At 72.5% G+C, this 22,769-nt stretch carries 22 protein-coding genes and 1 riboswitch; of the genes, 16 read left to right on the top strand and 6 right to left on the bottom strand.

From position 1 onward, the window contains the following. Positions 1-90 precede the first annotated feature (90 nt). Positions 91-208: riboswitch (SAM riboswitch) on the top strand. A gap of 178 nt (positions 209-386) precedes the next feature. Beyond that, a complete protein-coding gene (locus IE272_RS01795; protein ID WP_190006102.1) occupies positions 387-1,766 on the top strand; it encodes an aminotransferase class V-fold PLP-dependent enzyme in 1,380 nt (459 codons plus the stop codon). 97 nt (positions 1,767-1,863) lie between these two features. Here the strand turns inward: IE272_RS01795 and IE272_RS01790 are convergent, their stop codons facing one another. Together IE272_RS01790 and IE272_RS01785 are read right to left on the bottom strand one after the other, a co-directional pair. After that, positions 1,864-2,145 (bottom strand): Lrp/AsnC family transcriptional regulator, encoded by a 282-nt coding sequence (locus tag IE272_RS01790; protein ID WP_007451244.1) that lies wholly within the window; start codon positions 2,143-2,145, stop codon positions 1,864-1,866. Continuing rightward, positions 2,142-2,891 carry a rhomboid family intramembrane serine protease gene (locus IE272_RS01785; protein WP_073958922.1) on the bottom strand — a complete coding sequence of 250 codons (750 nt, stop codon included), beginning with the start codon at positions 2,889-2,891 and terminating at the stop codon, positions 2,142-2,144. Before IE272_RS01785 ends, IE272_RS01790 begins: the two co-directional genes overlap by 4 nt. 194 nt (positions 2,892-3,085) lie before the next feature. Between IE272_RS01785 and IE272_RS01780 the strand changes: the two genes are divergently transcribed. The 5 genes from IE272_RS01780 (at position 3,086) to IE272_RS01760 (ending at position 8,602) form a co-directional block, all read left to right on the top strand. Next, positions 3,086-3,328, top strand: a complete 243-nt coding sequence (locus tag IE272_RS01780; protein ID WP_003969643.1) for a hypothetical protein — start codon at positions 3,086-3,088, stop codon at positions 3,326-3,328. 38 nt (positions 3,329-3,366) lie between these two features. Beyond that, positions 3,367-4,728 carry an NYN domain-containing protein gene (locus IE272_RS01775; RefSeq protein ID WP_007451249.1) on the top strand — a complete coding sequence of 454 codons (1,362 nt, stop codon included), beginning with the start codon at positions 3,367-3,369 and terminating at the stop codon, positions 4,726-4,728. Positions 4,729-5,020: 292 nt separating this feature from the next. Beyond that, complete coding sequence (locus tag IE272_RS01770; RefSeq protein ID WP_050358020.1) at positions 5,021-6,046, top strand: C40 family peptidase; 1,026 nt, start codon at positions 5,021-5,023, stop codon at positions 6,044-6,046. A gap of 254 nt (positions 6,047-6,300) precedes the next feature. Further along, positions 6,301-7,329: a C40 family peptidase gene (locus IE272_RS01765; protein ID WP_050358021.1), complete on the top strand. Its 1,029-nt coding sequence runs from the start codon at positions 6,301-6,303 to the stop codon at positions 7,327-7,329. 16 nt (positions 7,330-7,345) lie between these two features. After that, positions 7,346-8,602: a hypothetical protein gene (locus IE272_RS01760; protein WP_190006101.1), complete on the top strand. Its 1,257-nt coding sequence runs from the start codon at positions 7,346-7,348 to the stop codon at positions 8,600-8,602. Here IE272_RS01760 and IE272_RS01755 read toward each other — a convergent pair. Continuing rightward, complete coding sequence (locus IE272_RS01755) at positions 8,578-9,837, bottom strand: glycosyltransferase 87 family protein (protein WP_190006100.1); 1,260 nt, start codon at positions 9,835-9,837, stop codon at positions 8,578-8,580. The two genes, IE272_RS01760 and IE272_RS01755, sit on opposite strands and share 25 nt — an antisense overlap. Positions 9,838-9,944: 107 nt before the next feature. Between IE272_RS01755 and IE272_RS01750 the strand changes: the two genes are divergently transcribed. After that, the gene (locus IE272_RS01750) at positions 9,945-11,087 is read left to right on the top strand and encodes a glycosyltransferase family 4 protein (RefSeq protein WP_190006099.1); all 1,143 of its coding nucleotides are present in this window, start codon (positions 9,945-9,947) and stop codon (positions 11,085-11,087) included. Between the two features lie 63 nt (positions 11,088-11,150). Here IE272_RS01750 and IE272_RS01745 read toward each other — a convergent pair whose 3' ends face one another. Next, a complete protein-coding gene (locus IE272_RS01745) occupies positions 11,151-12,947 on the bottom strand; it encodes an AMP-dependent synthetase/ligase (RefSeq protein WP_050358023.1) in 1,797 nt (598 codons plus the stop codon). A 279-nt stretch (positions 12,948-13,226) separates the two neighbouring features. Here IE272_RS01745 and IE272_RS01740 point away from each other — a divergent pair, with 279 nt between their 5' ends. From IE272_RS01740 to IE272_RS01715, 6 genes are all read left to right on the top strand, one after another. Next, the gene (locus IE272_RS01740) at positions 13,227-14,033 is read left to right on the top strand and encodes a metallophosphoesterase family protein (protein WP_050358024.1); all 807 of its coding nucleotides are present in this window, start codon (positions 13,227-13,229) and stop codon (positions 14,031-14,033) included. A gap of 108 nt (positions 14,034-14,141) precedes the next feature. Then, positions 14,142-14,591, top strand: coding sequence for an SRPBCC family protein (locus IE272_RS01735; protein WP_007451267.1), 450 nt, complete (start codon positions 14,142-14,144; stop codon positions 14,589-14,591). 5 nt (positions 14,592-14,596) lie between these two features. After that, on the top strand, positions 14,597-15,784 hold the full coding sequence (locus IE272_RS01730; protein WP_056706447.1) for an ArsA family ATPase: 1,188 nt from the start codon (positions 14,597-14,599) through the stop codon (positions 15,782-15,784). Between the two features lie 83 nt (positions 15,785-15,867). Next, complete coding sequence (locus tag IE272_RS01725; protein WP_056706445.1) at positions 15,868-16,347, top strand: DUF5304 domain-containing protein; 480 nt, start codon at positions 15,868-15,870, stop codon at positions 16,345-16,347. 119 nt (positions 16,348-16,466) lie between these two features. Beyond that, positions 16,467-17,408 (top strand): ROK family glucokinase, encoded by a 942-nt coding sequence (locus IE272_RS01720; protein WP_007451272.1) that lies wholly within the window; start codon positions 16,467-16,469, stop codon positions 17,406-17,408. Between the two features lie 78 nt (positions 17,409-17,486). Beyond that, positions 17,487-18,305 (top strand): endonuclease/exonuclease/phosphatase family protein, encoded by an 819-nt coding sequence (locus IE272_RS01715; protein ID WP_190006098.1) that lies wholly within the window; start codon positions 17,487-17,489, stop codon positions 18,303-18,305. On the opposite strand, the gene IE272_RS01710 is transcribed toward IE272_RS01715, so the two are convergent. Together IE272_RS01710 and IE272_RS01705 are read right to left on the bottom strand one after the other, a co-directional pair. Then, complete coding sequence (locus IE272_RS01710; RefSeq protein WP_050358028.1) at positions 18,272-18,967, bottom strand: hypothetical protein; 696 nt, start codon at positions 18,965-18,967, stop codon at positions 18,272-18,274. The genes IE272_RS01715 and IE272_RS01710 overlap by 34 nt on opposite strands. Continuing rightward, on the bottom strand, positions 18,960-19,739 hold the full coding sequence (locus IE272_RS01705; protein ID WP_050358029.1) for an alpha/beta hydrolase: 780 nt from the start codon (positions 19,737-19,739) through the stop codon (positions 18,960-18,962). The genes IE272_RS01710 and IE272_RS01705 overlap by 8 nt, the downstream gene beginning before the upstream one ends. A gap of 220 nt (positions 19,740-19,959) precedes the next feature. Between IE272_RS01705 and IE272_RS01700 the strand changes: the two genes are divergently transcribed. Genes IE272_RS01700 through IE272_RS01690 form a run of 3 tightly spaced genes read left to right on the top strand, consistent with a single transcriptional unit; the run spans position 19,960 to position 22,718 of the window. Then, positions 19,960-20,730 carry a lysophospholipid acyltransferase family protein gene (locus tag IE272_RS01700; protein ID WP_050358030.1) on the top strand — a complete coding sequence of 257 codons (771 nt, stop codon included), beginning with the start codon at positions 19,960-19,962 and terminating at the stop codon, positions 20,728-20,730. Positions 20,731-20,763: 33 nt separating this feature from the next. Then, entirely contained in the window at positions 20,764-22,017 is a 1,254-nt protein-coding gene (macS, locus tag IE272_RS01695; protein ID WP_050358031.1) for a MacS family sensor histidine kinase, read from the top strand. Beyond that, entirely contained in the window at positions 22,014-22,718 is a 705-nt protein-coding gene (locus IE272_RS01690) for a response regulator (RefSeq protein ID WP_050358032.1), read from the top strand. Before macS ends, IE272_RS01690 begins: the two co-directional genes overlap by 4 nt. The last annotated feature ends 51 nt before the right edge of the window (positions 22,719-22,769 follow it).

The raw sequence follows: 22,769 nt of genomic DNA, 5'->3' as shown, positions 1-22,769 counted from the left end.
CCTCCGGGGCACACGGTGTGACACAGGGCGCAGTCCGGATGCCGGACTGCGCCCTTGCGCGTGTACACACGTATGGCAAGATGCTGCGCAGGTCATGAGTGACAGCGACTACGGCCCCGGCCCGCTGTCCGGCAACCCTCCGTCCGTGGCGGGGTGCCCCGGGTGAAGACCAGGCCGCAGGCAGCGAGGTCTGCGGCAAGCGCGGGCCCCTCGGCATCCAGCGGATGCCAGCCCCCGGGGTCCTGGTCCCTAGGGAGTCTTCTGTGAGCAAGCGAATGCGCTAGGGCTTATCGCCCTCTTTCCGCGCACCCTTTTCTCTTCCCCCTCCCTGCGCTGCCGCGTACTGCCGGCGCATGGATTTCGCCTGCCTGTTACGGGAGTTCGCCATGTCTGTCCCCACCGCTGCCCTCGAATCGTCGATTTGTGACCCGCTGCCCGTTCTGGGGCAGAACGTCACGGTCCCGCTCGTCACCGGCGGTGAGGTCGTCTACGCCGCGCTCGACTACGCCGCGAGCGCCCCGGCCCTCCAGCGCGTCTGGGACGACGTCGCCGCGTACGCCCCGTACTACGGCAGCGTCCACCGCGGCGCCGGCTACCTCTCGCAGCTCTCCACCGACCTCTTCGAGAACAGCCGTCGCACGGTCGCGGAGTTCCTCGGCTGCCGCGCGGACGACCAGGTGGTCTTCACCCGCTCCACGACCGACTCCCTCAACCTGCTGGCCGCGGCGATCCCCGCCGACTGCCAGGTGTTCGTGTACGAGACCGAGCACCACGCGTCCCTGCTGCCCTGGCGCGACGCCCAGGTCACCTACCTCAACGCGCCCCGCACCCCCGCCCAGGCGGTCGAGAGCCTGGAGCGCGCGCTCGCCGACCGCGACCCCTACGGCCCCGCCCTGGTCTGCGTCACCGGCGCGTCCAACGTGACCGGCGAGCTGTGGCCGGTGAAGGAACTGGCCGCCGCCGCCCACGCGCACGGCGCCCGCATCGTCCTCGACGCCGCCCAGCTGGCCCCGCACCACCCCGTGGACATCGCCGAACTGGACGTCGACTGGGTCGCGTTCTCGGGCCACAAGCTGTACGCGCCCTTCGGCTCCGGGGTCCTGGCCGGCCGCGCCGACTGGCTCCAGGCAGCCGAGCCGTACCTCGCGGGCGGCGGCGCCTCCCGCAAGGTCGCCCGGCGCGCCGACGGCGGCGTGGACGTCGACTGGCACACCACGGCCGCCCGCCACGAGGCCGGTTCGCCCAACGTCATCGGCGTCTACTCCATCGCCTCCGCCTGCAAGGCCCTGACCGAGGCGGGCTTCGACGGCCTGGTCGCCCGGGAGCAGGAGCTCGTGGGCCGGGTCCGCGAGGGTCTCGCCGAGGTGCCCGAGGTGCAGGTGCTCTCGCTGTTCGGCGACGACGCCCCCCGGGTCGGCGTCATCTCCTTCGTGGTGCGCGGCTGGAACAGCTCGCACTTCGCCGCCGCCCTCTCCGCCGAGTACGGCATCGGCGTGCGCGACGGCCTCTTCTGCGCCCACCCGCTGGTGCGCACCCTGCTCGGCAGCGACCCGCAGGACCCGGGCGAGTGCGGCGCGCCGGAGGCCGAGCCGGGCGAGCGCTCGCTCAACGCGATCCGCGTCAGCTTCGGCGCCGGTACGCCCGACGAGCACATCGACCGGTTCCTGCGCGCGGTCTCCGAGCTGGTCCGCGAGGGCGCCCGGTGGAACTACCGCACCGAGGACGGCCGCTGCGTCCCGGACCGCGGCGAGGCCGCCCGGATCTGAGACACGTTCTGATGAAACACCTCGGCCGGGGACGGGCAGCGCTGCCCGTCCCCGGCCGAGGTGCGTCGCCGGTGTGTCCCTGGCCCGTTGCCAGGCCCTACGCGTCGAGGCCGATGGCGAAGGCCGCTTCCAGGTCGTGCTGGGAGTACGTACGGAACGCCACGTGGGTGTCGGTGCCCTCGACGCCCGGGATCTTGCTGATCCGGCCGGGGATGACATCGGCGAGGTCGTCGTGCTTGGCGACCCGGACCATGGCGATCAGGTCGTAGGTGCCGGTGACGGAGAAGACCTCGCTGACGCTGTCCAGCGCGGCGATGGCCTCGGCGATCTCCGGAATCCGGTCCACGCTGGTCTTGATGAGCACGATCGCGGTGATCACGGCTGGCTGTCTCCCTCGGTGGCTGGAACCTTCACTCTAGTCCTACGCCCATGGAGCACCCAGGCGCAGAGGAACCCGGCCGCGAAGCCCGCCACATGCGCCAGGTACGCCACTCCCGGGCCGCTGCCCGCCCCCTGCGCCGCCGCCCACTGGAGCCCGAACCAGAAGACCAGCACCATCCAGGCGGGGAAGCGCAGCGGCAGGAAGAAGAGAAACGGGAACAGGCTGGTCACCCGGGTCCTGGGGAACAGGTAGAGGAACGCGCCGAGTACCGCGGAGATCGCCCCCGACGCCCCGACCAGCGTCTGCCCGGAGTCCGCGTGCGCCGCCGCGTAGCAGACCAGGGCCGCATAGCCGCAGCCCACGTAGAACAGGGCGAACCGCACCCGGCCCATGCGCTCCTCGGCCATCGCGCCGAACACGTACAGGAACAACAGGTTCCCCAGCAGGTGCAGCCAGCTGCCGTGCACGAACAGCGCGGTGAACGGCGTGGTCAGCGCATGCGCCGACCCCTCCCACAGCTCGGCGGGGATCACCCCCCACCGCTCGAAGTACCGCGCCTGCGCGGCGAGCAGTTCGTCCTCGCTCCCGTAGGCCGCGCCGCCGAACCCGGAGAGCGGGCTGATCAGGAAGATCACCCCGCAGACGGCGATCAGTCCGTACGTGACCGGAGCGCCGCTGGATGCCGCCGCGTCCCGGATCCGCCCGGCCGTGGTCCGCCAGTCGGCCTGCCGCCAATCGATCATGTACAGAGCATGACGTACCGGCGGAGAACGGGACGGAGCGCCTCGCCGTGCCGATGCCTATACGCGAGGCCGTAGGGTTACGCCAGGACTTCCGCAGTTCGACGGCGCACCGCGAGATCCTTGACGTAGACAGGTGGAGTCGCGGCGGCGCGCCCGGCGCGGGCTCCTGGAAACGACGAAAGAGGACGCAAACGATGACGACGGTTCCCCTGCCGACCGACTCGACCCGCTGGCGCTGCACCCTGTGCGGCAACCTCACGCGCTTCGACGTGACCCGTTCCTCCAAGGTCGTGGAGTACGTGCACCTCGACCTGGCCGGTGAGTCGAGTGTCGAGGAGCGGGAGGTCGTCAGTGAGACCATCGAGTCGGTCCGCTGTCGTTGGTGCAACGCGGTGGACCAGATCGAACTGGTGGACAGGCCGGGTGCCGCTTCCTGAGGGAGCGCACCCATCACACATCTATGGGGTGACGGACGGTGGATCAGCCGACCAGCGGCGCCGGACCGGCCGATGAGGCCGACGGCGGTGCGGAGGTGCTCGGCCGTCCGCTGCCCGAGGGTGTCCGGCGGCGGGTGATCGCGCTGGTCTCGGACGCCTTCGGTGGCCTGACCGTCTCCGAACTGCCCGCCCAGCTACGGCAGTACGCCCGGTTCACCCCGACCCGGCGGGCGAAGTTCGCGGGGAACGCGATGGCCGCCGCGCTGGAGAGCGACGCCCTCTTCCGGCAGCGCATCGGAGAGCGGCTCGGCCAGTCCCAGCCCGAGCTGACCGGCGCGCTGGAGGCGGGTTCGCCGCCCGCCGCCGCCGATCCCCTCGATGTGGCCGCGGCCGCCTATGTGCTGCGCCCGGTCGGCTGGGTCAAGCTGGTCGAGTCGGCCGGCGAGGAGGTCCAGCGCGCCGACGCGGAACGGGCCGACGAGGAGACCCGGCGCGAACTGGAGCACCTGCGCGAGGAGCTGGAGCGGGCCCGCGCCCATACCCGCGCCGAGACCGAGCGGCTGCGCACCGAGCTGGAGGCGGCCCGCAAGGAGGCCGAGTCGCTGCACCGCAAGCTGCGCAGCGCCCTGAGCGAGGTGAAGCGCGGCGAGGCCGCCCTGCGCCGCGGCGCCGCCGAGGCCGACGCCGTACGCGCCGAGTCGGCCGCCCAGCTCTCCGCCGCGGAGAGCGAGTCGCGCCGTCTCAAGGGGCGGCTGGGGGAGGCCGAGGCGGCCCTGGAGGCGAGCCGCCGGGCCGCCCGCGAGGGCCGGTCGGTGGAGGACATGCGGCTGAGGCTGCTGCTGGACACCGTGCTGGACGCGGCCTCGGGGCTGCGGCGGGAGCTGGCGCTCCCCCCGGCGACGACGCACCCCGCCGACACCGTGGACGCGGTGGAGCCCGGCCGGATGTCGCCCAAGGACATTGCCGCCAGGGCCCTTTCGGAGACCGATCCGGCGCTGCTCGACCAGCTGCTGGCGCTGCCGCAGGCCCACCTCATCGTGGACGGCTACAACGTCACCAAGACCGGCTATCCCCAGATGCCGCTGGAGAAGCAGCGGTTGAGGCTGCTGGGCGGGCTCTCGGTGCTCGCGGCGCAGACCGGCGCCGAGATGACCTGTGTCTTCGACGGGGCCGAGCTGGCCGCCCCGGTGCTGCTGGCCCCGCCGCGGGGCGTACGGGTGCTGTTCAGCAAGGCCGGGGTCACGGCGGACGAGCTGATCCGTCAACTGGCCCGCGCGGAACCGCCGGGGCGGCCCGTGGTGGTCGTCTCGACCGACCGGGAGGTGGCGGACGGCGTGGCCAAGGCCGGTGCGCGACCGGTCGCGTCCGTCTTGCTCCTCAAGCGCCTTTCGCGCGTCTAGCGGGATATGCGCGACATGTGTGGCATGCCGGATTTCTGGGAACGTACCGTCAAGTCGCCGCTACACGCGGTGGGGTGAGAGTAAAGAAGTGCCTGGTGTGACGAGAAAAATCCTGTGAGGATTTGAACTGATCACAAGATGGTCACTAGGGTCAGGCCTCGAACCTTCGCACGGTTGATCACCCATTGGGGGTGACGGCGAAGGAACCGCCGAGTCCGTCATGTGCACGGAGCCGGGGAATCTTTCCCCCACAGCCCGGTAGGCGGCTCTGAGGAAGAAGGAGCTCGCCTTCGTGGCGTCCCACCGTCGTCCCAAGCAGCCGAGCCGCACCCGCGTGACCGTGCTCACCGCGACCGCCGCCGCGGCCGTGGCCCTGACCTCCCAGGCCGCTCACGCCGACCCCAAGCCGAGCAAGAGCGAAGTCAAGGCGAAGGTCGACAAGCTCTACCACGAGGCCGAGGCCGCCACCGAGAAGTACAACGGGGCCAAGGAGCAGCAGGACAACCTGAAGAAGGAAGTCGACGCGCTCCAGGACAAGGTCGCCCGCGGTCAGGCCGAGCTCAACACGCTGCGCACCGAACTCGGTTCGATCGCCACCGCGCAGTACCGCTCCGGTGGCATCGACCCCTCCGTGGCCCTCTTCCTCGCCTCGGACCCGGACAGCTTCCTCGACCAGGCCTCCGCGCTCGACCAGCTGACGGTCAAGCAGACGGAGTCGCTGCAGAAGATCCAGTCCAAGCAGCGCACCCTCGCCCAGCAGCGCAAGGAAGCCCAGGACAAGCTCGGCGACCTCGCCGACGTCCGCAAGGCGCTCGGCGAGAACAAGAAGAAGTACCAGGGCAAACTGGCCGACGCCCAGCAGCTGCTCAACACGCTGACCCAGGCCGAGCGCGCCAAGATGCAGCAGGACGAGCAGCGTGCCAGCCGCGCAGCCAGCGACCGGGTCGAACTCGGCAACGAGGCCCCCGCGTCCGGCCGCGGAGCCGCCGCCCTGGCCGCCGCCGCCACGCAGATCGGCAAGCCGTACGTCTCCGGCGGCTCGGGCCCCAACTCCTACGACTGCTCCGGGCTGACCCAGTGGGCGTTCGCCCAGGCCGGCGTCTCCATCACCAGGACCACGTTCACCCAGCACAACGACGGCACGAAGATCGGCCGCAGCCAGCTCAAGCCGGGCGACCTGGTCTTCTTCAACAACCTGGCGCACGTCGGCTTCTACGCCGGCAACAACCAGATCCTGCACGCCCCGAAGCCGGGCACCGTCGTCCGCTACGAGTCGATGGACTACATGGGCACCTTCCAGTTCGGCGTCCGTATCTGACGTCACGGCATGCCCGCGGCACACCCGAACGAGGGAATCGCCGCGCACCACACTGACGCCCCGCCCCGCCGGAGACCAAGGTCACCGGCGGGGCGGCGGCGTTGGACCCCTCCGCCGCCACCGGCGCGGTCTTTTGCCGGTGCGTAGTCGCCCGATTACTGTCTGGCTGCCGCGCAGCTCCCGGTCTCCGTCCGCCCGTCCCGGGCGGCAGGGGCTGCGCACTACCGCGTCAGCGGAAGGGAGTGCGGCTACCTGTGGTGTCCCATCGCCGTTCCACACAGTCCGGCTTCACCAGAGGCGTCCGGGTCACGGTCATCTCGGCGGCCGCCGCCACCGCGGCCGCGACGCTGGCCGGAGCCCCGGCGAGCGCCGACCCGAAGGACACCCGGGAGAGCGCCAAGGCCGCCGTCGACCGCCTCTACGGAGAGGCCGAGCAGGCCACCGAGCGCTTCAACGAGGCCGGGGAGCACGTGGACCGGCTGCGCGGCGAGGTGGGCCGCTCCCAGGACGCCACGGCCCGGGGCCAGGAGCGCGTCAACCGGATGCGCGACGCGCTCGGCGCGATGGCGGGCGCGCAGTACCGTACCGGCGCCATCGACCCGGCGCTCGCCCTGCTGCTCTCCGCCGACCCGGACACCTACCTGGAGCGGGCCGCCGCCCTCGACCGGGCCGGCGCCCGTCAGGCGATGACCCTGGACAAGCTGCGGCACGCCCAGCGCAAGCTCGCCCAGACCCGCGCGGAGACCACCCGCGCCCTCACCGAGCTGGAGCGCAACCGGGACGCCGTCACCCGCCACAAGCGTGCCGTCGAGGGAAAGCTCCGCGAGGCCCGCCGGCTGCTGGACTCGCTGCCGCCCGAGGAACGCGCCGGCTTCGACCGGGCCTCCCGCTCCGGCCGCGAAGGACTGCCCGACCTCTCCGGGGTCGCCCCCGGCTCGGCCCGCGCGATGTCCGCCGTGGCCGCCGCCCACCAGGCGCTCGGGAGACCCTACGTCTGGGGCGCCAACGGGCCCTCCGGATTCGACTGTTCCGGCCTGATGCAGTGGGCCTACGCCCAGGCCGGGGTGAGCCTGCCCCGCACCTCCCAGGCCCAGCGCTACGCGGGCCGCATGGTGCCCCTCTCCCAGGCCCGGCCCGGTGACCTGGTCGCCTACCGGGCGGACGCCAGCCACATCGGCATGTACGTCGGCAACGGCCAGGTCATCCACGCCCCCTACCCCGGCGCCCCGGTCCGCTACGATCCGGTCGGCATGATGCCCGTCTCCTCCGTCACCCGGATCTGACCGTACGATCGGCAGGGTGGCCGTACGAGGACGTGAAGCGCGCGGGGGAGGCCCCCGGGGACGGCGGCGTGCGGCGGGCGTGCTGCTCGCCGCGCTCCTGACCGCGTCCGCCTGCACGGCCCCCGCCGACCCGGACACCTTCCTCACCACCGGCGCCCTCGACGCCGCCCTGGAGCGCCGCGCGGCGGCCGTCCTCGCCCACGACCCGGCGGGCTACCTCGACGGCCTCGCGCCGGACGCCGCGAAGCTGCGGGCCGCCCAGCGCACCGAGCTGGACCGGCTCGCCGACGTGCCCCTGAAGTCCTGGACCTACGACGTCAAGGACATCACCGAGCAGGACGGGCAGTGGGCCACCGCCGACGTGGAGCTGCGCTACCGCATCGCCGGGTACGACACCGCCCCGGTCGCCACCCGCCGCGTCCTGGAGCTGATGCGCGACGGCGAGCGCTGGTACATCACAGAGGACCGGCCCGCCAAGGGCTCCTCCGGGCAGCTGTGGCAGCAGGGGGACGTCGAGGTCGTCGAGGGCGAGCACAGCATCGTCCTGGGCGTCGGACGGTCGAAGAACGAGCTGCGCCAGGTCGCCGACACGGTGGACCTCGCCGTACCGGCTGTCTCGGACGCCTGGCCGAGGCCCTGGAACCGCCGGGTGGTGGTCCTCGTCCCGGACTCCGTCGAGGACATGGCGGGGCTGCTGGGCTCGCCGGAGGCCAGCTACCGGGGCATCGCCGCCGTCACCACCGGCGAGGTCGGCGGCACCGGAAAGAGCCCGGCCATCGCCGACCGGGTGATCGTCAACCCGCAGGCGTACGCCACCCTGGGCAGCTTCGGACAGCGGATCGTCCTGACCCATGAGACGACCCATGTCGCCACCCGGACCAGCACCTCCACGGCCACCCCGGTCTGGCTCTCCGAGGGCTTCGCCGACTGGACCGCCTACCGGGGCGAGGACCGGGCCGCCGACACGATCGCCCCCGAGCTGGCCGAGGCCGTCCGCACCGGCATGACCCCCGCCGAACTCCCCGCCGACCCGGACTTCGGCTTCGACGGCGACCCCGCGAAGCTCGCGGGGGCCTACGAGGGCGGCTGGCTGGCCTGCGAGCTGATCGCGGAGCGCTGGGGCAAGGAGAAGCTGATCGCCTTCTACGAGGCCGTGGGCGCGCACGACGGACGGGACGGGGCGGTGGAGCAGGCGATGGACGCGGTGCTCGACACCACCCCCGAGCAGTTCACCGCCGACTGGCGCGACTACCTCGCCACCCGGCTCGGCTGACCCGCACCCGCCAGGAGCGCCCGGTCCCCGGCCGGCGCCCCGCCCCGCGCCCCCGGCACCGTCGACCGCCACAGCCGCCGCGCCGCGATCAGCGAGGCCGCCACCAGCAGCCCGTTCCGTACGAGAAGGAGCGTCACGCCCCACGCGTCGCTCGCCACCACATGGCCGAAGCCGACCGGGAACTCCAGCAGCGTCACCCCCGCCGCCACCAGCACCAGCACGGCCGGAAGCGTCATCGCCGCCCCGCGGAACACCAGGCACACCGCCGCGAGCCCGACCAGCCACACCACGTACTGCGGGCTGATCACCCGACTGGTGACCGTGAACAGCAGCACCGCCGTGAACGCCGCCTCGGCCGGGGAGTGCGCGGCGAACGTCCGGGCCCGCAGCCGCCACAGCAGCAGCCAGCCCAGCGCCAGGACGCCGAGCCCCAGCGCCAGCGTCGACACCAGCCCCACGTGCGGGCCGAGGAACTCCAGCGAGCCGTAGCGCAGCTCCACCCGCCCCTCCCAGCCGAACTGCCGCGCCACGTGGAAGACCAGCGCCCCCAGCGACTCGACCTCGGTGCCCCGGTCCCGCTGGAAGGCCAGGAACGCGAACGCCCCCGGCATCCACAGCGCGAACGCCGCCGCGAGCCCCGCCCCCGTCAGCGCCGCCGACGCCCACGCGGCCCGCGTCGGACGCCCCTTGCGCACCCCGACCAGCAGCAGCGCGGGCCACCCCTTCAGCAGCGCCCCGCAGCCCGCCAGCGCCCCCAGCGCACGAGGCCGGCGCACCCCCGCCAGCAGCGCGGCCACCGCGACCGCCGTCACCATCAGGTCGTAGCGGGCGTAGACCGTCGGACCCAGCAGCGGCACCCCCGCGATCCACACCCACGCACCCGCTGCCCTTATCCCCGGCCACCGCCCCGCGAACAGCAGCAGCCCCAGCACCAGCGCGTCGCAGAGCAGCACCAGCACGAAGAACGCGGTCGCGTACTCCAGGAACGGCAGCAGGGCGGGGGAGAGGATCGCCAGCGCCGCCCCGGGCGGGTACTGCCAGGTGACGTCGTCCAGCGGATACGTGCCGGTCAGCAGCGTCTCGTACCAGCTCCGGTAGATCACCGACACGTCCACGGTGACGTCCGGGCCGGGCACCGTGAACACCTTGAACACACAGGCCAGCAGCCATGCCCGGGTCAGCGCCCACAGGGCGTACGGCCACGGCCCCGCTCCGGTGGGTGTTCGTCCCGTCATCGCCGTCCTCGTCGTCGCTCGTATCCGGCCGGGTTCCAGGCGGCTCATGATGCCGCCGGGAGAGCGCGTCAGCGGTGAAGCGCGGCCGTTCGGTACTGTCGGCGGCGATGGACAAGACCTTGATCGTGACCAACGACTTCCCGCCCCGCCCCGGTGGCATCCAGGCGTTCCTGCACAACATGGCGCTGCGCCTGGATCCCGACCGGGTCGTCGTCTACGCCTCCACCTGGAAGCGCGGCGAGGAGGGCGCGGCGGCCACCGCCGCCTTCGACGCCGAGCAGCCGTTCCCCGTGGTCCGCGACCGGACGACGATGCTGCTGCCGACCCCGAGCGTCACCCGCCGGGCCACCGGTCTGCTGCGCGAACACGGCTGCACCTCCGTCTGGTTCGGCGCCGCCGCCCCGCTCGGCCTGATGGCCCCCGCGCTGCGCCGCGCGGGCGCCCGGCGGCTCGTCGCCACCACCCACGGCCACGAGGCCGGCTGGGCGCAACTGCCCGCCTCCCGACAGCTGCTGCGCCGGATCGGCGACGGCACGGACACGATCACCTATCTCGGTGAGTACACCCGCTCCCGGATCGCCGGGGCCCTCACCCCCGAGGCCGCCGGGCGCATGGTCCAACTGCCGCCCGGCGTCGACGAGAAGACCTTCCACCCGGCGTCCGGCGGGGACCGGGTCCGGGCCCGCCTCGGGCTCTCCGACCGCCCGGTGGTCGTCTGCGTCTCCCGGCTGGTGCCGCGCAAGGGCCAGGACACGCTGATCCTGGCCATGCCCGCGATCCTCGCCCAGATCCCGGACGCGGTGCTGCTGATCGTCGGCGGCGGGCCGTACGCCAAGGACCTGGAGCGGCTCGCGGCGGAGACCGGGGTCCAGGACTCGGTGCGCTTCACCGGTCCGGTGCCCTGGGCCGAGCTGCCCGCGCACTACGGGGCCGGGGACGTCTTCGCGATGCCCTGCCGCACCCGGCGGCGCGGGCTCGACGTGGAGGGCCTCGGGATCGTCTACCTGGAGGCGTCCGCGACCGGGCTGCCCGTGGTGGCCGGCGACTCGGGCGGTGCCCCGGACGCGGTGCTCGACGGCGAGACTGGGTGGGTGGTGCGCGGCGGCAGCGCCGAGGAGTCGGCGGACCGGATCGTGACGCTGCTCGGGGACCCGGAGCTGCGGCAGCGGATGGGGGAGCGCGGCCGGGCCTGGGTCGAGGAGAAGTGGCGCTGGGACCTGCTGGCGGAGAAGCTCAAGACCCTGCTGTGAACACGCCGTACGACGGAGGGGCCCGCACCGGGAATCGGTGCGGGCCCCTCCACGTAACAGCGCTCAGGCGCGGTAGATCGACTCCACCTCGTCCGCGAAGTCCTTCGCCACCACGTTCCGCTTCAGCTTCAGCGACGGCGTGATGTGGCCCGCCTCCTCGGTGAACTGGGCGGGCAGGATACGGAACTTGCGCACCGACTCGGCCTTGGAGACCGCCGCGTTGCCGTCGTCCACCGCCCGCTGCACCTCGGCCAGCAGCTCCGCGTCCTCGCGCAGCGACAGGGCCGTAGAGCCGGCCGGCTTGCCGTGCTCCTCGGCCCAGCGGCTCAGGAACTCCTCGTCCAGCGTGACCAGCGCGCCGACGAACGGGCGGCCGTCGCCGACCACCATGCACTCCGCGACCAGGGCGTGCGCGCGGATGCGGTCCTCGATCACCGCCGGGGCGACGTTCTTGCCGCCCGCCGTCACGATGATCTCCTTCTTGCGGCCGGTGATCGCGAGGTAGCCGTCCTCGTCGAGCGTGCCGATGTCCCCGGTGTGGAACCAGCCGTCGGCCAGCGCCTCGGCCGAGGCCGACTCGTTCTTCCAGTAACCGGTGAACAGGTGCTCGCCGTGCAGCAGCACCTCGCCGTCGTCCGCGATCCGCACGACCGAACCGGGCAGCGGCTGGCCGACCGTGCCGATCTTCTGCCGGTCCCACGGGTTGAACGCGGTGGCCGCGCACGTCTCGGTCAGGCCGTAGCCCTCCAGGACCGTGAAGCCGATGCCCCTGTAGAAGTGGCCGAGCCGCTCGCCCAGCGGAGCGCCGCCGGAGATCGCGAACTCGCCCCGGCCGCCGAGCACCGCGCGCAGCTTCCCGAAGACCAGCTTGTCGAAGAGCTTGTGCTTGAGCCTCAGCCCCAGCGAGGGACCTCCCGGGGCGCTCAGCGCCCGGCTGTAGGCGATCGCCGTGTCGGCGGCCCGGTCGAAGATCTTGCCCTTGCCGTCCGCCTGCGCCTTGGCGCGGGCCGCGTTGTAGACCTTCTCGAAGACCCGGGGCACGCCCAGGATCAGCGTCGGCCGGAACGAGGCCAGCTCGTCGGTGAGGTTCTTGATGTCGGGGACGCAGCCGAGCTTGATCGGGGCCATCACCGAGGCCACCTCGACCAGCCGGCCGAAGACGTGCGCGGCGGGCAGGAACAGCAGCACCGAGCACTCGCCGGTACGGAAGAGGGGCTTCAGCCGCTCCACCACGTTGCCGCACTCCGCGAAGAAGCTGCGGTGGGTCAGCACACAGCCCTTGGGGCGGCCCGTGGTGCCCGAGGTGTAGACGATCGTCGCCGGGTCGTCCGCCTTGGCGCTGTGCGTCCGCAGGTCCATGGTCTCGTCCGAGACCTCGGCCCCGGCCTCGCCCAGTGCCTCCACCGCGCCCGCGTCGATCTGCCAGACATGCGCGAGATCCGGCAGCGCGTCCCGTACGGAGGCCACGGACGCGGCGTGCGCGTCGCTCTCCACGAGCACCGCCACCGCCCCGGAGTCGCCGAGGATCCACTGCACCTGCTCGGCGGAGCTGGTCTCGTACACCGGCACGGTCACCGCGCCCGCGCTCCAGATCGCGAAGTCCAGCAGCACCCACTCGAAACGGGTGCGCGACATCAGGGCGACCCGGTCACCGGGCTGCACGCCCGAGGCGATCAGACCTTTGGCGGCGGCTCTCACCTCGGCCAGGAACTGCGTGGCGCTGACGTCCGTCCAGACGCCGGCCACCTTGCGGCTCATCACCGCGACGTCGGGATGCTGAGCGGCATTGCGGCGGATGAGATCCGTCAGGTTGCCGTCCGTCGGGACCTCGTACAGGGCCGGAAGGCTGAACTCGCGCAAGACTGCTGCTCCTCATCGGGCTCCGGTGCCACGGCTCTGTGTGACGCACCGGCTGCGGTCCAAGAATGGCGGGTGCTCAGTGGGGTGAGCACGACTGGACTGCCCGGACGTTACCCACCGGTACTCGGTTCCGGATAGGGGGTTCCGGCCAGATGTCTTATGCATCACACATATAAATGGCCCTTTCGCGCACAGTAGTCCACTGCCGTCCCGACGTGGAAGTAACCGCAGGTCCGGACGGTCTACCCAGCGACGGAAGCGGCACCCTAGGGTGTTCCCATGCGAGTCAGCGAACCGGACAGCCGGGCCCGGGCCGGGGGATCGACCCGGATCCACGTGGTCAGCGACGTGCACGGCAACACCGAGGCCCTGGCCCGCGCGGGGAACGGCGCCGACGCCCTGATCTGCCTCGGTGACCTGGTGCTCTTCCTCGACTACGCCGACCACTCGCGCGGCATCTTCCCCGACCTGTTCGGCAAGGAGAACGCCGACCGCATCGTCGCCCTGCGCACCGCCCGCCGCTACGACGAGGCCCGCGCCTTCGGCCGCGAGCTGTGGGCGGGCCGCGACCGCAACACGGAGATCCTCGGCGCGGTGCGCAAGCAGTACGCCGAACTCTTCGCGGCCTTCCCCACCCCGACGTACGCCACCTACGGCAACGTCGACGTCCCCGACCTCTGGCCCGAGTACGCCCGCCCCGGCACCACCGTGCTCGACGGCGAACGCGTCGAGATCGGCGGCCGGGTCTTCGGCTTCGTCGGCGGCGGCCTCAAGACCCCGATGAACACCCCGTACGAGATCAGCGACGAGGAGTACGCCGCCAAGGTCGAGGCGCTCGGCCCGGTCGACGTCCTCTGCTCGCACATCCCGCCCGAGGTCCCCGAGCTGACGTACGACACCGTCGCCCGCCGCTTCGAACGAGGCAGCCGCGCCCTGCTGGAGGCGATCCGCGCCACCCGCCCCCGGTACGCGCTTTTCGGCCATGTTCACCAGCCGTTGGTCCGCCGGATGCGCATCGGGACCACCGAGTGCGTCAACGTCGGCCACTTCGCGTCGACCGGAACGCCCTGGGCGCTGAGCTGGTGACCCGGGCGGCCGGGGCGTGGACCGGAGCGCCCCGGGCACGCGATAGCCTGCACAGCGGCAGGCTCCTGCCGAACGCGACCGGTTACACCGCACTGGAGGGCCACGGCGATGGCTGAACACACCAGCTCGAGCATCACGATCGAGGCGGCGCCGGCCGACGTCATGGGCGTGATCGCCGACTTCGCCCGCTACCCGGAGTGGACCGGCGAGGTCAAGGAGGCCGAGGTCCTCTCCACCGACGACCAGGGCCGCGCCGAGCAGGTCCGCCTCGTCCTGGACGCCGGAGCGATCAAGGACGACCATGTCCTCTCCTACACCTGGACCGGCGAGAACGAGGTCAGCTGGAGCCTCGTCAAGTCCCAGATGCTGCGCTCCCTCGACGGCACGTACGCCCTCGCCCCGCTCGGCGGCGGCGAGCGCACCGAGGTCACCTACCGGCTCGCCGTCGACGTCAAGATCCCGCTGCTCGGCATGATCAAGCGCAAGGCCGAGAAGGTCATCATCGACCGCGCCCTCGCCGGTCTGAAGAAGCGCGTCGAGTCCGCACCGGGGAACTGAGGGCCGTGCGTACGGTCCTGGTCACCGGCCTCGGCGGCGCGGGCCGCAGCACCGTCGCCGCGGCCACCGCACTGGCCTCGGCCGCGAGCGGCAGCCGTACGCTGCTGGTCTCCGCCGAGGCCGTACCCGGCTTCCCGGCCGCCCCGGAACCGACCCGGGTCGCCGACGGCCTCGACCACGCCCGCATCGACTCCGGCGAGCACTTCCGCGCCGAACTCACCGAGCTCCAGAAGCGCGCCTCCGGCGTCCTGGACCTGCTCGGCGCGGGCCGGCTCGACGGCGAGGAGCTCACCGAACTCCCCGGCTCCCCGCAGCTCGCCCTCCTGCACACCCTGCGCCGGGCCGCCGAGGGCGACTGGTCCGGCTACGACACGCTCGTCGTCGACCTGCCGCCGCTCACCGAGGCCCTGGCCCTGCTCGCCCTGCCGGAACAGCTGCGCCGCTACCTGCGCCGGCTGCTCCCCGCCGAACGCCAGGCCGCCCGCGCCCTGCGTCCGGTCCTCGCCCAGCTCGCCGGGGTCCCGATGCCCGCGCAGTGGCTGTACGAGGCCGCCGCCCGCAAGGACGCCGAGCTGGCCGCCGTCCAGGCCCTGATCGAGGACGAGGCCACCACGCTCCGCCTGGTCGCGGAGCCGGGCCCCGCCGCCGAGGACGCCCTGCGCGCCGGCCGCACCGGCCTCGCCCTGCACGGACTCAGCGCCGACCTGCTGGTCGCCTCCCGCGTGCTGCCCCGGCACTCCTGCGACCCCTGGTTCGCCGCGCTCGCCGCCCAGCAGGAGAAGTGCCTGGACCACTGGCGCCAGGACGTGGCCGGGGACGTCCCCGTGCATGAGGCCGCCCACCTGGGCCGCGACCCGCAGGGCCCCGACGACCTGGCCGCGCTGGAGATACCCGCCCCCGACGACCGGACGCCCGGCCGGGCCGGCGACCCCTGGTGGACCGAGGAGGACCCGGACGCCGAGGACGGGACCCTCACGTTCACCTGGTGCCTGCCGCTGCCCGGGGCCGCCAAGGAGGACCTGCGCCTGGTCCGCCGGGGCGACGAACTGCTCCTGACCGTCGGCCCCTTCCACCGGATCGTGCGGATCGCCTCCGCGCTGCGCCGCTGCACCGTCTCCGGCGCGGCCCTGGCCGACGGGGTGCTGCGGGTGCGGTTCACACCGGATCCGGCCCTGTGGCCGCGCACCTCCTGAACGGGCTGCGGCCATTCGGGTAACGTCGGTAGTACGTGTACCGCAGGCCGACCGTCGGCCGCCCCGCGTCGCAGGAGTCCGCCATGAGTGAAGCCACCGATCGTCCCGTCGACGGCGACCCGTGGGCCGACGCCTGCGCGGAGGACCTCGCGGCCGAGAAGGCCCGTCGCCGGGCGCAGCACGGCCCCCAGCCCGGATCCGCCGCCGAGGAACTGCGCAAGCTGGTCGACGCCGTCGCCGACAAGGTCTCCTCACTCCAGTCCCCGCTGCTGGGCGTCGCCGCCCAGGGCGCGGTCCAGCAGGCCATCCGCCAGGCGAAGTCCGCCGTCGAACCGGTCATCGAACGCAACCCGCAGTTCTTCGACCACCTCGCCGCCGCGGGCAATGAACTGCTGGCCGCCTATCGCTCCGCGGTCGAGGGCCAGGAGAGCCGCTGGACCCGCACCACCGAGGGCGCGTCGGGCGGCGCGAGTCCCGCCGACCCCACGGAGAAGGTCGCCGACGACCCGTCCGACCCCCGGGACGAGGGCCCCTCCGGGACCGAACGCATCGACCTGGACTGACCGGACGACCGGCCGGTACCCGCCGGACACATCGGCCGGGACCGACCGGCCCCGGCCGGGCCGGGCCACGCCTCGGGTACGGTTGCCCCTAGCGGGGCTCGACCGAAACTGAGGGATTCATGGGACTCACCATCGGCGTCGATATCGGCGGCACGAAGATCGCGGCTGGAGTGGTCGACGAAGAGGGCCGGATCCTCTCGACGTTCAAGGTGGCGACCCCGCCGACGGCCGAAGGCATCGTCGACGCGATCTGCGCGGCCGTGTCCGGCGCGAGCGAGGGACACGAGGTGGAGGCCGTCGGCATCGGCGCCGCCGGTTACGTCGACGACAAGCGCGCCACCGTGCTGTTCGCACCGAACATCAACTGGCGTCACGAGCCGCTCAAGGACAAGGTCGAGCAGCGCGTCGGCCTGCCCGTCGTCGTCGAGAACGACGCCAACGCCGCGGCCTGGGGCGAGTATCGCTTCGGGGCCGGCCAGGGGCACGACGACGTCATCTGCATCACGCTCGGCACCGGCCTCGGCGGCGGCATCATCATCGGCAACAAGCTGCGGCGCGGACGCTTCGGCGTGGCCGCCGAGTTCGGCCACATCCGGGTCGTCCCGGACGGTCTGCTGTGCGGCTGCGGCAGCCAGGGCTGCTGGGAGCAGTACGCCTCCGGCCGCGCGCTCGTCCGGTACGCGAAGCAGCGTGCCAACGCCACCCCCGAGAACGCCGCCGTACTGCTCGGCCTCGGCGACGGCTCGGTGGACGGCATCGAGGGCAAGCACATCAGCGAGGCCGCCCGCCAGGGCGACCCGGTGGCCGTCGACTCGTTCCGCGAGCTGGCCCGCTGGGCAGGCGCCGGACTGGCCGACCTCGCCTCGCTGTTCGACCCGTCCGCGTTCATCGTCGGCGGCGGCGTGTCGGACGAGGGCGAGCTCGTCCTCGACCCGATCCGCAAGTCGTTCCGGCGCTGGCTGATCGGCGGCGAATGGCGCCCGCACGCCCAGGTGCTGGCCGCCCAACTCGGCGGCAAGGCCGGGCTCGTGGGAGCGGCCGACCTGGCCCGCCAGGGCTGAGTACCGCTTCGTACGACGCACGGACGCCCGCCGTCGCCCTCCGGGGCCGCGGCGGGCGTCCGTCGTATCGTGGCCCGCATGGTCCTGACGCCACTGCCCGTCTCCCGTACCGAGCCGGACGGTTCAGCCGTCATCAGAGTGCTGAGCTACAACGTCCGGTCGATGCACGACGACACCGCCGCGCTGGCCCGCGTCATCCGCGCCTGCGCGCCCGACCTGGTCCTCGTCCAGGAGGCCCCGCGCTTCTTCCGCTGGCGCAAGGCCGCGGCCAGGCTCGCGAAGAGCAGCAACCTGGTGGTGCTGAGCGGCGGGGCCACCGCCGCCGGACCGCTGCTGCTGTGCTCGCTGCGGGTGACCGTCGAGCGCACCGAGGACATCCTGCTGCCGCTCACCCCCGGCCTGCACCGCAGGGGCTTCGCCACCGCCGTGGTGCGGATCGCCGGGGCCAGGATCGGGGTGCTGAGCTGCCATCTGAGCCTTCAGCGCGACGAGCGCCTCGCCCAGGCGGATCTGCTGCTGGAGCGGCTGGCGGCGATGGGCGTCGAGCACGCCGTGGCGGGCGGCGACCTCAACGACGTACCGACCGGGAAGGCGTTCCGGCACCTGGCCGGGACCCTCCAGGACTGCCGGGCCGTCGCTCCGTGGGGCGGCGAGCTGACGTTCCCCCCGGACGAACCGCGCAAGCGCATCGACGCGGTCTTCGCGACCCCCGGCGTCGAGGTGCTCGGCTGCGGCGTCCCGACCGGTCTTGACGGTGTGAGCGAGGAAGACCTGAGGGCGGCCACGGACCATCTGCCGGTCCTGGCCGCCCTCAGAATCCCCGCGGGCCGAGGGCTGTCCCGCCGGGAACAGCGGGACAGCCCTTACACGACCGCGCCGCGCCCCGGGTCGCCGTAGGTGTCGTCATCGTCGTCGTGCGGCATCCGGGCCACCAGGGTGGCGAAGCCGCCGATGAAGCCGCCGACGCAGAGCGTGGTGAGCCACCACGTCATCTCCCACTGGAGCAGCACCGCGAGGAGCATCAGGACCGGCCCGCCGATCACCGCGAGCCAGGCGAACTTCGCCGTGACGTCGGCCTCCGGCAGCGGCGGCGGCTCCGGGGGCACGAAATGGCCCTCGTCCCCGTCGTCCGGCTCGCCCTCGCCGTCGTCCTTGGACTCGGGCAGCTCGTAGTCGCGCGGGCCGGCGACGCCGGGCGCGAAGACCACGGAGCTGCCGAGCGGCTTCTTCTCCGGCGGCTTCGGGGGTGTCTTGCCGGACCCCTTGTCCGCCGGATCACCGGCGGAGCCGTCCTTTGGCCCCACCACATTGCGCTGGTCGTCCTCCAGCAGGGCCAGGTCCTCGATCGCCTTGAATGGCTTGGCTCCCGGCGGGTCCGGCGGCTCCTCCCCGTACCCCTCGACGATCGCGGCCCACGCCGCCTCCTCGTCGATCGCCCGCTCCTGCTCCGCTCCCTCCGTCCCCGTCGGCTTCGTCCCCTCCGGGACGGCCGCGGGCTCCGTGGGGCGCGGTTCGCGCTCCTCGTCGCTGCCTGTGCGTTCCGCGTCGTGCTCAGCCACCGGACGTGCTCCCCTTCATCCCGACGCTCGGTGCGAGACGGCCGATGAACCGGTAGCTCTCATCGAAGATCCGCTCCGCATCATGGTCCAACGTCGCCACGTGGTAGCTCTGTTCCAACAGGATCTCCGAGACGTCCGTGGAGGAGATCCGGCTCAGGATCCGCGCGCTGTCCGCGGGCGGCACGACATGGTCCTGCGGGCTGTGCAGCAGGACCACCGGCTGGGTCACCTGGGGCAGCTCCCCGTCGACCAGCCGGAAGAACTTCCGCACCGAGTGCGCGGCGTGCAGCGGCACCTTGTCGTAGCCGACCTCGTGCGAACCCGGGAGCGCGATGTCGTCGGCCAGGCCCTTGGTCGTCCGCACCAGATGACGGGCCACCGGCAGCGCGTACGCGGAGAGGCCGTGCACCTTGTTGGCCGGGTTGACCAGCACCAGGCCACTGATCGCGTCCCCGTGCTTGGCCGCGAGCCGCAGGCTCAGCGCTCCGCCCATGGACAGACCGAAGACGAAGACCTGCCCGCACTTCTCCCGCAGGACCCGCAGCTCCCGGTCCACCTCCGCGTACCAGTCCTGCCAGCCGGTGACCGCCATGTCCTCCCAGCGCGTGCCGTGGCCCGGCAGCAGCGGCAGCGAGACCGTCAGCCCGCGCTCGGCGAGATAGTCCGCCCAGGGGCGCAGCGACTGCGGCGATCCGGTGAAGCCATGACAGAGGAGGACGCCGACCTCTCCGCCCTCGTGGCGGAACGGCTCGGCTCCAGGGAGGACCGGCACCAGGGTCTCCTGTTCGTGGGACGGGGCGGGCGGGCACCTGGGGGAGTGCTTGACGGATGACTTCACCGTACGCGACCGGACCGACACCGACCAGGGCCGTCACGCCCCCCGGGGCCGCCCCGCACGGCCCGCCCGGGGAGCCGGTCCTCCCATGCCGGGCAAAGGCCGCGACGACCTCACAGGTTAAGGTCTCCACCACAGCACACAGGAGGCACAAGAGTTGATCTACGGCGCAATGAAGTTCTCCATCGGCGGGTCCCTGAAGCTCGCCTTCCGGCCGTGGGTGGAGGGCCTGGAGAACATCCCCGAGCGCGGTCCGGCGATCCTCGCGAGCAACCACCTGTCGTTCTCCGACTCGTTCTTCCTGCCGGCCGTGCTGGACCGCAAGGTCACGTTCATCGCCAAGGCCGAGTACTTCACCGCCCCCGGGGTCAAGGGCAAGCTCACCGCCGCCTTCTTCAAGGGCGTCGGCCAGCTCCCCGTCGACCGCTCCGGAGCCCGCGGCGCGGGCGAGGCGGCGATCAAGGCGGGCATCCAGGTCGTCGAGAGCGGCGGCCTCTTCGGCATCTACCCCGAGGGCACCCGCTCGCCCGACGGCCGGCTCTACCGGGGCAAGCCCGGCGGTCTGGCCCGGGTCGCGCTGGCCACCGGAGCACCCGTGATCCCGGTCGCCATGATCGACACCGAGAAGATCCAGCCGCCCGGCAAGGTGGTGCCCAAGCTGATGCGCCCCGGCATCCGGATCGGCAAGCCGCTGGACTTCAGCCGCTACCAGGGCATGGACGGCGACCGCTTCATCCTGCGCTCGGTGACCGACGAGGTCATGTACGAGATCATGAAGCTCTCCGGCCAGGAGTACGTGGACGTCTACGCCACCGCCGCCAAGCGCCAGATCGCCGACGAGGCGAAGGCCAGGGCGGAGGAGGCCAAGCGTGACCGGAAGCAGGCCGCCGCGGGCGACGAGAACGGAACGGAACGGTCCGACGCGTAACCGCGTCGTTCACCGTCCGGGGGGTGTGGGGCCATGGCCAAGCGTGAACGGGTCGTACGGATGTCGGTCGAGCTGCCGCTGTGGCGTGCGCTGACGGGTTACCGCGTCCTGACGATGATCTACGCGGTGCTGCTCGCGATCTTCGGGAAGGACAACGTCGGCCAGCAGAGGTTCGAGCGGCCCTGGGTGGCCGTCGCCTATCTGGCGTTCCTCTTCGTCTGGACGCTCGCCACGCTGCCGAAGGTCCGCTCGGCGGCGAGCTGCACCAAACGCTTCCTCGTTGCGGACCTGGTCGTCGCACTGACCGGCATCCTGCTCACCCCGCTCGCCGACTTCGACTCGCAGTCGTTCGACGGCCCGACGCTGCCGTCGATCTGGACGGCCGGATCGGTCCTCGCCTTCGCGATCAAGGGCGGCTGGCGGTGGGCGGCCTTCGCCTCCACCTTCGTCGCCGTCGCCAACATCATCCAGCGCGGCGAGCCCAGCCGGGACACCTACCACAACGTCCTGCTGGTCTGGGTCGCCTCCATCGCCATCGGGTACGTCGTCGAGGTCGCCCGCGCCAGTGAACGCACCCTGGCCCGCGCCCTGGAGATCGAGGCCACCACCCGCGAACGCGAACGGCTCGCCCGCGACATCCACGACAGCGTGCTCCAGGTCCTCGCCATGGTCCAGCGCCGGGGCACCGCGATCGGCGGCGAGGCAGCCGAGCTGGGCCGGATGGCCGGGGAGCAGGAAGTCGCCCTGCGCACCCTGGTCTCCAGCGGCCTGGTCCCACCGACCCGGGTCTCCGAGGACGCCGCCGAAGGAGCCGTGGTCCGCACGGTCGACGTGGACGACGACGAGGGCCCCGGCGACGGGGCCGCCTGCGACCTGCGCGCCCTGCTCGCCCCGCACGCCGGATCCCGCACGAGCTTCGCGGAGCCGGGCGCCCCGGTGCTGCTCCCCGCCGAGTCGGCCCGGGAGCTGGCCGCCGCCGTCAGCGCCGCCCTGGACAACGTACGGGTGCACGCGGGCCCGGACGCCCAGGCGTGGATCCTGGTCGAGGACGAGCCGGACGAGGTGATCGTCACCGTCCGGGACGACGGCCCCGGCATCCCGGAAGGACGGCTCGCCCAGGCCGAGGGGGAGGGGCGGCTCGGGGTCGCGCTGTCCATCCGGGGCCGGCTGCGCGACCTGGGCGGCACGGCAGAGCTGATCTCGGTGCCCGGACAGGGCTGCGAGGTCGAGTTGAAGGTTCCGAAAGCACCGAAGGTTTCCCGGGGGAAGGCAGGATCGGCCCGATGAGTACGCAGAACGCAGCACAGGACGAGCAGGGGGCCTCAGGCCGGCCCATCAGGGTCATGGTCGTCGACGACCACCCCATGTGGCGCGACGCGGTCGCCCGCGACCTGGCCGAATCCGGCTTCGACGTCGTCGCGACCGCGGGGGACGGCCCGCAGGCGGTCCGCCGGGCCAAGGCCGTGACCCCGGACGTCCTGGTCCTCGACCTGAACCTCCCCGGCATGCCCGGCGTCCAGGTCTGCAAGGAGCTCGTCGGCTCCCACCCGGGCCTGCGGGTCCTCGTCCTCTCCGCGAGCGGCGAGCACGCGGACGTCCTGGAGGCGGTGAAGTCCGGGGCCACCGGCTATCTGCTGAAGTCGGCCTCCACCCAGGAGCTGACCGACGCCGTCCGCTCCACCGCGGCCGGCGACCCGGTCTTCACCCCGGGCCTCGCGGGGCTGGTCCTCGGCGAGTACCGCAGGCTCGCCTCCGACCCCGTACCCGTGGCGTCGAACGAGCCCAAGGCCCCGCAGCTCACCGACCGGGAGACCGAGGTGCTGCGGCTGGTCGCCAAGGGACTCTCGTACAAGCAGATCGCCGAGCGCCTGGTCATCTCGCACCGCACCGTGCAGAACCATGTGCAGAACACCCTCGGCAAGCTGCAGTTGCACAACCGCGTGGAGCTCGTGCGGTACGCCATCGAACGGGGCCTCGACGACGTCTGACCGGCGAGTCCGGGGGCGGAGCCGTATATTCGCGATATCCGGCCCCGCCCG

The sequence above is a fragment of the Streptomyces anulatus genome (assembly GCF_014650675.1).
Classification (GTDB): Bacteria; Actinomycetota; Actinomycetes; order Streptomycetales; family Streptomycetaceae; genus Streptomyces; species Streptomyces anulatus.
The sequence above is the reverse complement of the archived record's forward strand: the minus strand, read 5'-3'. Positions and strand labels throughout refer to the sequence as shown.

Excerpts from the sequence above, each read along its gene's own strand:
- IE272_RS01795 (WP_190006102.1), top strand. The coding sequence starts at position 387 with ATGTCTGTCCCCACCGCTGCCCTCGAATCGTCGATTTGTGACCCGCTG.
- IE272_RS01785 (WP_073958922.1), bottom strand. The coding sequence starts at position 2,891 with ATGATCGATTGGCGGCAGGCCGACTGGCGGACCACGGCCGGGCGGATC.
- IE272_RS01780 (WP_003969643.1), top strand. The coding sequence starts at position 3,086 with ATGACGACGGTTCCCCTGCCGACCGACTCGACCCGCTGGCGCTGCACC.
- IE272_RS01755 (WP_190006100.1), bottom strand. The coding sequence starts at position 9,837 with ATGACGGGACGAACACCCACCGGAGCGGGGCCGTGGCCGTACGCCCTG.
- IE272_RS01750 (WP_190006099.1), top strand. The coding sequence starts at position 9,945 with ATGGACAAGACCTTGATCGTGACCAACGACTTCCCGCCCCGCCCCGGT.
- IE272_RS01740 (WP_050358024.1), top strand. The coding sequence starts at position 13,227 with ATGCGAGTCAGCGAACCGGACAGCCGGGCCCGGGCCGGGGGATCGACC.
- IE272_RS01735 (WP_007451267.1), top strand. The coding sequence starts at position 14,142 with ATGGCTGAACACACCAGCTCGAGCATCACGATCGAGGCGGCGCCGGCC.
- IE272_RS01725 (WP_056706445.1), top strand. The coding sequence starts at position 15,868 with ATGAGTGAAGCCACCGATCGTCCCGTCGACGGCGACCCGTGGGCCGAC.
- IE272_RS01720 (WP_007451272.1), top strand. The coding sequence starts at position 16,467 with ATGGGACTCACCATCGGCGTCGATATCGGCGGCACGAAGATCGCGGCT.
- IE272_RS01715 (WP_190006098.1), top strand. The coding sequence starts at position 17,487 with ATGGTCCTGACGCCACTGCCCGTCTCCCGTACCGAGCCGGACGGTTCA.
- macS (WP_050358031.1), top strand. The coding sequence starts at position 20,764 with ATGGCCAAGCGTGAACGGGTCGTACGGATGTCGGTCGAGCTGCCGCTG.
- IE272_RS01690 (WP_050358032.1), top strand. The coding sequence starts at position 22,014 with ATGAGTACGCAGAACGCAGCACAGGACGAGCAGGGGGCCTCAGGCCGG.